The organism is Chryseobacterium sp. SNU WT5, from assembly GCF_007362475.1.
GTDB lineage: Bacteria > Bacteroidota > Bacteroidia > Flavobacteriales > Weeksellaceae > Kaistella.
On sequence record NZ_CP041687.1, the window covers coordinates 2,464,496 to 2,476,813 of the forward strand.

Consider the following 12,318-nt stretch of genomic DNA (forward strand, 5'->3'; position numbering starts at 1 on the left):
TATTTTTGACTTATGAATGCAGCATCCTTTTATCCACTATTTTTAAAATGTGGAAAAGTAACGATTGATAGCCGAAAGATTGAAGAAAATGATTTGTTTTTTGCCTTTTCGGGCGAGACTTTTAACGCGGCAACTCAAGCAGAAGATGCTGTAAATAATGGTGCCTTAGCTGCCATTGTAGAGCACAAAGAATATGAAAATACAGCAAAAAATATCTTCTATGTGCCCTCAACATTGATCTTTTTACAGGAATTGGCTATGCATCATCGTGACCAGCTGTCAATACCGATCATTGCACTTACTGGCAGTAACGGAAAAACGACTACCAAAGAAATTATTCATGCGGTACTCTCCCAGAAATATAATGTTCAGTATACTTACGGAAATCTAAATAATCACATCGGAGTTCCATTAACTTTACTTTCGATAAAAACGGAGCATGAAATTGCGGTGGTAGAAATGGGTGCTAATCATCAGCATGAAATTGAAGCATTATGCAATATAGCAAAACCAACTATTGGGTATATTACCAATTTTGGAAAAGCCCATTTGGAAGGCTTTGGTGGTTTTCAAGGCGTGATCAAGGGGAAATCGGAGCTCTACAATTATCTGATAAAAAATTCGCAGACTATTTTAATTAATGAAAATGATCCGATTCAGCTTGAGAAAACAGAAGGTTACCAGTTAAAAATAACTTTTGGGAGCAATACTTCCGATTATAACTTCCAACACTTCTCTGAAGATAATTTGGTGGGATTGTCTTTTGAAAACGAAAATGTACTATCTAAATTGACAGGGAATTATAATTATACCAATCTCTGTGCGGCGGCGACTTTGGGTTTTCATTTTGACGTAAATTTTGATCAAGTTAAAACAGCAATAGAACATTATATTCCAACGAATATGAGGTCGCAATTATTAGAGAGAAATGGAAAGGTTTTTGTGCTGGATACGTATAATGCCAATCCAAGTTCTATGAAGGAATCATTGAAAAACTTCAGTGGTTTCGTAGGTTCTAAAACGATTATTATCGGCGATATGCTAGAGTTGGGAGATGAATCTGAAAGAGAACATCAAGGTATTTTAGATCTTGCTCATTCTCTTTGCTTTGATGAGATTGTCACCGTGGGAAATCATTTCTCCAAAGTGAATTCTGATTCAAAAGCTTTTAAGAGTTCTGCAGAGCTTTCTACTTATTTAAATGAAAATAGAATTTGTTCAAAAAATATTCTTCTAAAGGCTTCTCGTGGTATTGCTTTAGAAAATATTTTAGAGCATATTATTTAAATGAACTCCAGTAGTTTTCAAGAATTAATTTAATATTTCGAAAGGTCATCGGGAAGACATCTTGTATAATTTCATTTTTAGATTTCCAGGAGACTTCAGAAATACCTTCTTCTAATTGCGGGACCAGTTTCTCATTTCCTTCGTAGGAAACTTTGAACCAGTGGGTTATTTTAAGAATTTTTTCGCCATTTCTTTCGGTATAGATATGGTAAGTTGTATTTAGAAACTTTTCTAATAACAACTCTTTCACTCCTGTCTCTTCTGTAATTTCCCGCAAGGCTGCCTGTTCCAAAGATTCTCCTTTTTCAATTTTTCCTTTGGCGAGATCCCATTTTCCTAATCTTCTGATGAAAAGAATTTCTTTATCCTGATTAGTAACAATCCCACCAGCGGCTTCAATAACCTTGAACATTTGTGAGAAGTCTTTCCAAATTTCTTCAATTTCTTCGCCATAAATATTTAATTCTGGGCAAGAAGTATTCTCCAAAAGATCAATAGCAATTTCTAGAGTTGCTCGTGTTTCGTATCGCAACTTTTTATGAATGTCTTCCGGAACCGTGCTGAAAATTAATTTTTTTTCATTGACAAAAACTTTATACATTTGTGATGTTTTAATTAATACAAAAATATAAAAATGAATTTAGAAGGACGAAAGATAGTTGTAAATAAATCCTCGAAAGATTTGGTGGAGATGTTAAACAATCCAGAAGGTTATAGGGGATTGATGCCAGATTCATTGCAGAATTTTGAGGTTAGAGAAGGAGGTTTTAAATTTAGCCTTAAAGGAATGCCCGAAATTGCACTTGTTATAGATGAGGTAACGGAGAATCAGGTTGTTTTAAAATCTGCAAGTTCCAGTCTTGATTTTTCATTGAAAGGATTGATGAATGCAATTAGCGAAAATCAAACAGAAGTTCAGCTGTTATTTGAGGGAAAATTCAATCCGTTCATTAAAATGATGGTAGAAAAACCTTTAAAGAATTTCATCGATGCTTTGACGGATAATATTGAGAAGATCTAAATAGAAACTTCATAAATTAAAGAGCTCTGAATGGTGAATTCAGGGCTCTTTTCGTTTAATGAGTATAATTTGAAAAGGCTTCTTCTAAACTCGCATATTTGCCTCTAAAATCATCAATATTGGCGTCCTGTATAATGTTCCCTTGATGAATAAGAATAACTCGGGAACATAAAGCTTCAACTTCCTGCATAATGTGCGTAGATAAGATGATGGTTTTTTCTTTTCCAATCTCTTTAATCACGTTTCTTATTTCTAAGATTTGATTAGGATCTAACCCATTAGTAGGTTCATCCAAAATTAATAGATCAGGCTTGTGTAAAATGGCTTGTGCTAATCCTACTCTTTGTTTGTATCCTTTTGAAAGCTGAGAAATCTTTTTGGATTTTTCTGGAGTAATCCCAACCAGATCGATGACTTCATCAATTCTTTCTTTTGATATTTTATGGAGGTCCGCAACAAATGATAGGTATTCTCTTACGTACATTTCGTTATAGAGCGGATTGCTTTCCGGTAGGAAACCTATTTTTTTCTTGGTGGCTATTTCATCTTTGTAAATGTCCTGACCATCAAATAAAATCTGTCCCTCATCAATTTTAATAGCGCCAACAATCGATTTCATCAAAGTTGATTTTCCTGCGCCATTTGGACCGAGTAAACCTATAATTTCGTTATTGTTAATTTCAATATTGATGTTATTTAAAGCGACTTGATCGCCAAATTTTTTGGTAAGGTTGATGATTTTTAGTGACATTAGTTTTATTTAATAAAACACAAATTTAGTGAATAGGATGAGAATGGGGAAGAAAAAATAGAGAGACAAAGGATCGAGAGTCAGAAAAACAAAAAAACTTCACAAATAATTGTGAAGTTTCAGTGAGCGCGACAGGATTCGAACCTGTGACCGTCTGCTTAGAAGGCAGATGCTCTATCCAGCTGAGCTACGCACCCAAAATATTGGGATTTTCAAACTTATCTTTGGGAAGATATCGTTTTTTAAAAAAAGAAAACTCTCGAAAGAGTTTTCTATAAAGTCGGGGCGGCAGGATTCGAACCTGCGACCTCCTGGTCCCAAACCAGGCGCGATGACCGGACTACGCTACGCCCCGAATAATTTTTTGGCGGAAGTTGCGGAGAGTAAGGGATTCGAACCCTTGGTACAGTTTCCCATACGCTTGTTTAGCAAACAAGTCCTTTCGGCCACTCAGGCAACTCTCCAGTGCAATATTTATAAGAGCTTCTGTTCTGTAATTGCGAGTGCAAATATAAAATAGTTTTCGTTATAAACCAAAATAAATTCCTAAAAAATATTCGTATTTTTGACTCTAATTTAAAATTATTTTAAAATTCATGCGTAATTCATTATCTGTCATATCCTTAGGTTTTTTAATTATTTCTTGTGGAACGCAAAAAAATTCACAATCTGTTGTTGCAAAACCTACAATGCCTAAAGTTGCACCTTCAAATCCTGTAAAACCTGTTACTCCGGTTTATAAACCGAAGATTAAACATGACGGTGGTCTAGACTTTTTTAGGGAGAACATCGCGGATGCATCTAAAAATGATAATACCGCTAGTTATGGATCTATTGTTGCTGCAAATCCTGCAGGTTATAAAGTGGTCAAAACATATTTTCCCTCAGTTGGTCAAAATTTTCGTCAGAAATATATCATTCTGCATTATACTGCTTTAGATAATGATAAATCTGTTACAGTCCTTACACAGCAATCTGTAAGTGCTCACTACTTAGTGAATAATTTGGATGATAACGAAATTTATCAGTTGGTTGATGAAAACAAAAGAGCCTACCATGCCGGAATTAGTGCATGGAGAAATGATAAAATGTTAAATGATACTTCAATAGGAATTGAGATTGTAAATGCAGGATATGTAACCGATGCATCGGGCATAAAGATATTTCCAGAGTATCCTGCAGAGCAAGTAGACAAAATTGCAGCTTTAGTAAAAGATCTTGCTGTGCGGTACATGATTGCACCAACCAATATTTTGGGTCACTCAGATATTGCACCAACCAGAAAACAGGATCCTGGGCCGAAATTTCCCTGGAAAAAACTATATGACGATTATCAGATCGGAATGTGGTATGATGAAGGCACCAAACAAAACTTTTACAACACTGCTGTTTTAGAAGATTTTGTCATGCAAATGTCTGTACCGTCATTTTTATTTAAAATTCAGACGGAATTACGGAATTTCGGATATGATCTAGTTCCGACAGGAGTTTTTGATGATGCAACCAAAAAAACAATCGAAACTTTTCAATATCATTTCCGGCCACAGAATTATTCTGGGATGATGGATGCAGAAACGTGGGCGATTTTGCAGGCGTTAAACCAAAAATATCCTAGTAAATAAGTTCAATTATTTTTAACATATTTGCGGACGATAATTGATCGTCCTTTTTGTATAGATCAAATAGACATAATCAGCTAAAAAATTTAATAAAAAATCTTAACTTTTCAACAAATTAATTTTATGGAAAATTTCAGAAATGAAAGCGATTTATTAGGGACGTTACAAGTGCCAGTCAATGCGTATTTTGGAGTTCAAACCCAAAGAGCTATTGATAATTTTAAAATTTCAGGACAAAAACTTTCTTCCTATCCTCATTTAATTAACGCTTTGGCAGTAGTGAAAAAAGCAGCTGCGAAAACCAATTATGAATTAGGACTGTTGGACGAAAATATGTATAAATTAATTGCAGAAACCTGTGAAGAAATTATGACAGGTCAGTTGCACAGTGAATTTCCTATCGACATGATTCAAGGTGGTGCTGGGACTTCAGTGAATATGAATGCCAATGAAGTTATTGCGAACAGAATTTTAGAGAAATTAGGGAAAGACAAAGGTGATTACCAGTTTTGTTCTCCGAATGATCATATCAATCTTTCTCAATCCACCAATGATGCTTATCCTACTTCTTTGAAGATGGCGTTGCTTGAAATGAATGGTGAGCTTGTTGAGAAACTTAAAAAAATTGTAGAAGCGTTCCGTGAAAAAGGCAAGGAGTTCTCTACTGTTATTAAAATGGGAAGAACGCAATTGCAAGATGCAGTTCCAATGAGTATGGGGCAGGAGTTTGAGGCTTTTGCCGCAACATTAGAAGAAGATGTTTCTAAATTAAACGCAAATGCTAATCTTTTTGTAGAGATTAATATGGGTGCTACAGCTATTGGTACTGGGTTAAATGCACCTGTAGGTTATGCTAACCTATGTGCGAAAAACCTGGCACAACTAACTGGTTTTGGAATCGTTTCTGCACCCAATTTAGTAGAAGCAACACCAGATACCGGATCTTACGTCATTTATTCTTCTGCACTTAAAAGATTAGCAGTTAAATTATCGAAAATATGCAACGATTTGCGTTTGCTTTCTTCTGGACCCAGAGCTGGTTTTTTTGAAATCAATTTGCCAGCCGTACAACCCGGCTCTTCAATTATGCCCGGAAAAGTGAATCCGGTAATCCCGGAGGTGGTCAATCAAGTGTGTTATAAAGTGATTGGAAACGATTTAACGGTTACTTTCGCAGCAGAAGCAGGACAACTACAACTTAATGTAATGGAGCCTGTTTTATCACACTCTATTATGGAGAGTATGATCTTCCTTGGGAATGCATTGGATACTTTAAGAGAGAAGTGCGTAACAGGTATCACCGCAAATAAAGATATCTGCTTAAACATGGTTCGTAACAGTATCGGAATTGTCACGGCTTTAAATCCTTATATTGGATACAAAAATTCAACTGAAATTGCAAAAGAAGCTTTGGAAACCGGCAGAAGTGTATATGATCTTGTTCTTGAGAGAGGAATTCTGTCCGAGGAAAGACTGAATGAAATCCTAGATCCGGAAAATATGTTAAAGCCACATTTACCGATGTAATATTAAAAAGATAATTCAATGTTGAATTAGACTCAAACTCAGTTTAAATATGAAGAAAATACTAATAACTTTATCCATCATCGGAGCAATTACCATGACGAACGCACAAAAATATGAAGCCACGAAAATGATTGATAACGGCGGTTACCAATACGAAACTGTTACAAATGATAAAACCGGAGTTAGAGTTTATACCTTAAAAAATGGTTTGCAAGTCTATCTTGCAAAAAATGACGATGCGCCGAGAATTCAAACTTATATTCCTGTTCGAACGGGAAGTAATAACGACCCCGCGGATAATACGGGTTTAGCACATTACTTAGAACACATGATGTTCAAAGGAACATCGAAATTAGCTAGTGCAAACTGGGGCAAAGAAAAACCACTTTTGGACGAAATTTCCAAACTTTATGAGCAGCATAAAGCGGAGCAGAATCCAGAAAAAAAGAAAGCACTATATAAAAAGATTGATGAGGTTTCTCAGGAAGCAAGTAAATATGCAATTGCTAATGAATACGACAAAGCAATTTCTTCCCTTGGAGCTTCCGGGACCAACGCTCACACCTGGTTAGATGAAACTGTTTACAAGAATAATATTCCAAACAACGAACTCGAGAAATGGCTTAAAATTGAAAAGGAAAGATTTTCTGAATTAACTTTGAGACTGTTTCATACCGAACTGGAAGCTGTTTATGAAGAATTTAACCGTGCTCAGGATAACGATGGTCGGTTGGTGAATTATGAGTTAATGGATGCTCTTTTTCCAAAACATCCGAACGGTCAACAAACGACTATTGGGAAATCTGAACATTTGAAGAACCCTTCAATGGTAGCTATCCATAAGTATTTTGATGAATACTACGTTCCAAATAATTATGCGATGGTTTTGGTAGGAGATCTTGATTTTGACAAAACGATTAAATTGGTAGATCAGTATTTTGGCACTTTCGAATACAAGGAATTACCAAAAAAACAGGTGATTACTGAGGTTCCAATGACTAAAATCGTTGAGCGTACCGTTAAAAGTCCTTCGACTCCACGACTACAGTTAGCTTGGAGAAGTGATTCTTATGGAACTCAGAATGCGAGACTCGCGGATATTGTAGGAAATATATTGACGAATTCTGGAGATACTGGTTTAATCGATATTAACATCAATCAAAGTCAAAAAGCACTGAGAGCAATGTCTTATGAATCTGCGTTTAAAAATTACGGTAGTTTCTCCATGATCGTGGTGCCCAAAAACGACCAATCCTTAGATGATGCGAAAAAATTATTATTGGAGCAGATTGATTTGGTTAAAAAAGGAGCGTTTCAAGAATGGTTAATTCCTGCCATCGTAAATGATATGAAGATCAACCGTATGAAAACCTATGAAACTGCAGACGGTTTGGCTACCAGTTTATATGGAACTTATATTAATGGTAGAACGTGGGAACAGGAGCTTAATGAAATTAATGAATATGAGAAAATTACGAAAGCAGATGTTGTGAAATTTGCTAACGAATTTTTTAAAGATAACTACGTAATTGTAAAGAAAGAGAAAGGAGTAAATGATAAACTAGTACGTGTTGAAAATCCTGGAATTACACCAATTAAACTAAACCGGGAAGAGCAGTCGCCATTTTTAAAAGAAATTTTGGCTGATAAGTCCACGGACATCAAACCCGAATTTGTTGATTACAGCAAAGCTATTAAGACTGATAAAATCGGTGATAAGAAAGTGAGTTTTGTTGCTAATAAATACAACGATATTGCGCAAGTCCATTTTGTTTTCCCTTTCGGAAGTGATAATGATAAGGAATTAAGCCTGGCAACGGAGGTTCTTCAATATTTGGGAACGAACAAAATGAGCGCTGAAGAATTGAAAAAGGAATTCTTCAAATTGGGAATTTCTAATAATTTTAGAACTTCAAATGATCAATTATTAATTTCTTTAAGCGGTTTAGAAGAAAATATGCCGAAAGGAATTGAATTGTTAAAGAACTGGATGCAAAATGCTAAATCTGATCAGGAAGTATATGAGAAGAATGTAAAAACCATTTTGGAAAGCCGTGAAGTAGCGAAAAAGGATAAAGGACGTATAATGGCTGCTCTTAGCAACTACGCCAAATATGGTAAGGTTTCAAGGTTTTCAGATGTACTTTCTAAAGACCAGTTAGAGGCAATTAATTCTGCAGATATGACTAAAAAAGTGCAGAATTTATTGAAGATGCCTTACGAGATTTTCTTTTATGGACAAGATTTCAACTCATTTAAAAAATACGCAAAATCTTTTGTGGAAAAAGAAACAATGAAATATTCTGCGAGAAAAGTTTATCCGGAACCCGCAACTGAAGGCAAGGTTTATTTCACGAATTACGATATGGTGCAGACGGAGATGTCGAGAGTTGCAAAAGGTCCTAATGTAAATCTAAAAAACTTCGGTAAAATTAACGTTTTCAATGAATATTTCGGTAGAGGATTATCATCCATCGTTTTTCAGGAAATACGTGAAAGTAAGAGTTTAGCATATTCTGCTTACGTTTCCTATAGTGCAAATGGAGAGCTTAATCATCCCGATTACGTGACCACTTATATTGGAACACAGGCGAATAAGTTGCCTCAGGCAGTAAATGCAATGGATGAGCTAATGGCAAATCTTCCGCAGATTCCTGCACAGTTTAACAACGCAAAAAATGCGGCTTTAAAACAAATATCTTCAGGTAGAGTTAACAGAACAAATATCTATTTTAATTTGTTAAGTCTTAGAAAACTTGGAATCGATTATGATCTAAGAAAAGACATCTACGACGAAATTGGAAGATTGACATTAGCAGATTTAACTAACTTCTATAATTCACAAATGAAACCGATGAAATATAACACGGCGATCATTGGTAAGAAAGAAAACTTAGATATGGCTGCATTGAATAAAATAGGCGATTTTCAGGAAGTATCTTTAGAGGAGATCTTCGGATATTAATTTAATAGATTACCCTAAATAGTAAAGTGAGGCTTCGGTCTCACTTTTTTTGTGAATATTTCCGGACTAAAGTTTAGATATTGTTTTTAGTACTTTGATTAATAGGCTAGTATAATATGCTGCATTAATAGAGTAGAGTTTGTAAATAGACAGTTCGCTTAAAGTCCGTTTTGATTTTCCACTTCTTTTATTGACAGTGTAGATTTAGATACTGCAAAACAAAGCCTCGATAATCACTGATTATCGAGGCTCTTAATTACCTATTGAGGTTATAATTAGGTGTTATTTAACAATTTTCATCTCATTTAATAACCATTTTGAATCAGCAAATTTATCAACGATAAAGAGGATATACTTGGTATCTACCATAATGTTTCGACTAAAACGTGGATCGTAATTAATGTCACTCATTGTTCCTTCCCATTGTCTGTCAAAATTGAGTCCGATCAAGTTTCCTTTTGCATCCAAAGCAGGACTTCCAGAATTTCCACCAGTAGTGTGGTTCGTGGCCGTAAAGTTTACGGGTACATCACCAGTTTTGTCTTTGTAAACCCCATAATTTTTGGTATCATATAAGTTTACAAGCTTTTTCGGAACATCGAATTCATAATCACCAGGAATGTATTTTTCCATCACCCCTGAAAGATGAGTTTGATAATTATAGGAAATGGCATCTTTAGGATTAGACCCTTTTACCTGGCCGTATGTTACGCGCATTGTAGAATTGGCATCTGGAAAAAACTTCCGTTCTTTGTCCGTTGCCATTTGCTGAGCCATGAATTTTTTCTGCAACCCATCAATTTGATCCTGATATTCTGCATACTTTCCTTCTGTAGTTTTGGTATACGTATCACGCATTCCTGCTGCTAACTGTATAATTGGATCATTTTTTAGATTTTTGATCATTGCGGTTGGATTAGAAAATACCTTGTCAATATCTGCAGAAGCAGTTGCTCCATTGATCATTCCTCTTCCTGTTACTACCGAATTCTTAGACCATTTTTCAAATGTTCCTAAATTCTTTGTAACATCTTTGAATTGGTCGAAATTTTTTGGGAGGAATTCTTTTGGTGTTTTCTCCGCGTAAAGCGCCAATAATTGTGCAGTAACTTTTGCATCTAATTCACCATTGTAATCTTGATAAATTCCTTTTAATTTGTTTTTGAACGCATTTAGAGTCTGGTCATTAATTTTTCCATCCTCATAACTTTTTATGAAATTTAAATAATGATTAGCCAGTGATAGTGTTTCGGCATTTCTTACAACTTCTGAATAGTAAGCTTTGTTTAATGCGTAGGGTGATTGTTCTGTATATAAGCGGTTAAGTTCATCAATAGTTGGCTTAATTTCTGCATTTTTTCCGATAAGACTTTGCTCATAGATCTTCTTCTTCCCAACAGCATCGGATTTTTTTAGACCTTCCACTTCACCGATCCATTTTTTATGATAGTTGGCTACAGAAGCATATTTAGCAGCGTATTTCAGTCTTGTTTCATTATCCGTACGCATTTTTTCATTTAGTGTTTTCAATGCTACTTCCCGTACAGCGATCATCGCTGGATCTATTTCATTCATTATTTTCTCAACAGCGATTGCTGGTAAATATTCAGTTGTTCTTCCTGGGAATCCGAATACAAAAGTGAAATCGTTTTCCTGAAGATCTTTAATGGAAACTGGTAAGAAATATTTCGGGGTGTATGGAATATTGTCTTTTGAATATTCTGCAGGCTTATTGTTTTTATCTGCATAAATCCTAAACATGGAGAAATCACCGGTGTGACGAGGCCAAACCCAGTTATCAGTATCAGAACCAAATTTTCCAATTGAGCTTGGTGGTGCTCCTACCAAACGAATATCTTTATAAGTTTCAATAATAAATGCATAATATTTATTGCCGTAATACATCGGTTTTACAACAACTTTTTGCCAAGGTTCTAATTTGAAACCTGCTTTTACAGCTTCAATATTAGCAGTAACGGATACGGCTGCCGCTTTTTCATCTAAGTTTTGAGTTCCGGCTAAAACTGAAGCGGTAACCTCTTTAATATCAGCGATAAAATCAACAGTAACGCCAGGATTTGGTAACTCTCCGTTCATATCCTTAGCCCAGAAACCATCACTTAAGTAATCATTTTCGACTGTTGAGTGTTTTTGAATTTGACTGTAACCACAATGGTGATTTGTTAAAAGTAATCCTTTAGGAGAAATTATTTCTGCAGTACAACCACCGTTAAATTGTACAACGGCATCTTTAATACTCGGTTTTGAGGTGCTGAAAATATCTTTAGCAGAAATCTTCATTCCCAAATCTTTCATTTCCTTTTCATTGAGTTCAGTGGGAATCCACATTCCACCGTACTGTTGCGCAAAAGCCATCACAGCTGGAAAAATTATTGCAGACAGCAATATGTTTTTTCTTTTCATTTTTAAAAATTTGCCTTAAAAATAAGAAATTTTAGCCGATTTCGGTCTGCTTTTCTATGAATAAGGGGTTTCTGTTTTGAAAATGATCGTATTTCAAATTAACAGAACTTTTATTTGAATTATTAAAAGTCTAGTTTTTGAAATAAATATATATATCTCTGCTAATTGCCAGACAAGTTATAATGGAATATTGTTTGATAATTCACTTGTATTCCTCTTAAGAAAACTCAACAATAAAATGATGCAGATGGAACTTTATAATCATATAACAATCCTCTTTATTCTTGCAATTCCAATCGCTTGTATTGCTTGGACGGTGACCCACGAAGAAGTTTTTCGGGAGCCTCGAGAGCTTTGCGCGAAAAAATCTACAGAATGTAAAAGTATCTGGCAAAGAAAGTTTTTCTACTTATTTACCTGTGAATACTGCTTTAGCCATTATGTTTCTTTATTATTTATTTTTATTACTGACTACAAATTACTATTTGAAGATTGGCGGGGTTATCTCATTTCTTTTTTCGCATTGGTTTTTATCGCAAATTTATACATGACTTTATTTGGTTTACTACGACAGAATTTGAAAGCCGAAAAGATAGAGGCGAAATTGAAGGATAATGAGTGGCATGAAGTAAAGGAGAAAATTGAAGAGATCAAGTAAATAATGGTTAGAGTTAAAAAAAATAAAGAAATTTAGATGGAGGCTATTTTTTTTAAAAAGACCTTA

9 protein-coding genes and 3 tRNA genes are annotated in these 12,318 nt (G+C 35.0%); 6 read left to right on the plus strand and 6 right to left on the minus strand.

What is annotated here, in order from left to right; translation table 11 throughout:
* Window positions 1-12: 12 nt before the first annotated feature.
* The gene (locus FNJ88_RS11690; protein WP_143853315.1) at window positions 13-1,287 is read left to right on the plus strand and encodes a UDP-N-acetylmuramoyl-tripeptide--D-alanyl-D-alanine ligase; all 1,275 of its coding nucleotides are present in this window, start codon (window positions 13-15) and stop codon (window positions 1,285-1,287) included.
* On the opposite strand, the gene FNJ88_RS11695 is transcribed toward FNJ88_RS11690, so the two are convergent.
* Window positions 1,280-1,888 carry an NUDIX hydrolase gene (locus FNJ88_RS11695; protein WP_143853317.1) on the minus strand — a complete coding sequence of 203 codons (609 nt, stop codon included), beginning with the start codon at window positions 1,886-1,888 and terminating at the stop codon, window positions 1,280-1,282. The two genes, FNJ88_RS11690 and FNJ88_RS11695, sit on opposite strands and share 8 nt — an antisense overlap.
* Window positions 1,889-1,921: 33 nt before the next feature.
* Here FNJ88_RS11695 and FNJ88_RS11700 point away from each other — a divergent pair, with 33 nt between their 5' ends.
* Entirely contained in the window at window positions 1,922-2,308 is a 387-nt protein-coding gene (locus FNJ88_RS11700) for an SRPBCC family protein (RefSeq protein ID WP_143853318.1), read from the plus strand.
* Window positions 2,309-2,363: 55 nt separating this feature from the next.
* Here FNJ88_RS11700 and FNJ88_RS11705 read toward each other — a convergent pair whose 3' ends face one another.
* The 4 genes from FNJ88_RS11705 to FNJ88_RS11720 all read right to left on the minus strand — a co-directional run bounded on the left by FNJ88_RS11705 (window position 2,364) and on the right by FNJ88_RS11720 (window position 3,523).
* Window positions 2,364-3,059 (minus strand): ATP-binding cassette domain-containing protein, encoded by a 696-nt coding sequence (locus FNJ88_RS11705; protein ID WP_143853320.1) that lies wholly within the window; start codon window positions 3,057-3,059, stop codon window positions 2,364-2,366.
* Between the two features lie 123 nt (window positions 3,060-3,182).
* Window positions 3,183-3,256, minus strand: a tRNA-Arg gene (locus tag FNJ88_RS11710).
* A gap of 83 nt (window positions 3,257-3,339) precedes the next feature.
* Window positions 3,340-3,414, minus strand: a tRNA-Pro gene (locus FNJ88_RS11715).
* Between the two features lie 22 nt (window positions 3,415-3,436).
* Window positions 3,437-3,523: transfer RNA gene (locus FNJ88_RS11720), tRNA-Ser, on the minus strand.
* 132 nt (window positions 3,524-3,655) lie between these two features.
* Here FNJ88_RS11720 and FNJ88_RS11725 point away from each other — a divergent pair.
* The 3 genes from FNJ88_RS11725 to FNJ88_RS11735 all read left to right on the plus strand — a co-directional run bounded on the left by FNJ88_RS11725 (window position 3,656) and on the right by FNJ88_RS11735 (window position 9,170).
* A complete protein-coding gene (locus FNJ88_RS11725) occupies window positions 3,656-4,681 on the plus strand; it encodes an N-acetylmuramoyl-L-alanine amidase (protein ID WP_143853322.1) in 1,026 nt (341 codons plus the stop codon).
* Window positions 4,682-4,801: 120 nt separating this feature from the next.
* Window positions 4,802-6,205 (plus strand): aspartate ammonia-lyase, encoded by a 1,404-nt coding sequence (gene aspA, locus FNJ88_RS11730; RefSeq protein ID WP_143853324.1) that lies wholly within the window; start codon window positions 4,802-4,804, stop codon window positions 6,203-6,205.
* Between the two features lie 49 nt (window positions 6,206-6,254).
* On the plus strand, window positions 6,255-9,170 hold the full coding sequence (locus FNJ88_RS11735) for a M16 family metallopeptidase (protein ID WP_143853326.1): 2,916 nt from the start codon (window positions 6,255-6,257) through the stop codon (window positions 9,168-9,170).
* A 282-nt stretch (window positions 9,171-9,452) separates the two neighbouring features.
* Here the strand turns inward: FNJ88_RS11735 and FNJ88_RS11740 are convergent, their stop codons facing one another.
* Window positions 9,453-11,594, minus strand: a complete 2,142-nt coding sequence (locus tag FNJ88_RS11740; RefSeq protein WP_143853328.1) for a S46 family peptidase — start codon at window positions 11,592-11,594, stop codon at window positions 9,453-9,455.
* Between the two features lie 247 nt (window positions 11,595-11,841).
* On the opposite strand from FNJ88_RS11740, the gene FNJ88_RS11745 reads away from it, so the two are divergent.
* Window positions 11,842-12,252, plus strand: coding sequence for a hypothetical protein (locus tag FNJ88_RS11745; protein WP_143853330.1), 411 nt, complete (start codon window positions 11,842-11,844; stop codon window positions 12,250-12,252).
* Window positions 12,253-12,318: the final 66 nt, after the last annotated feature.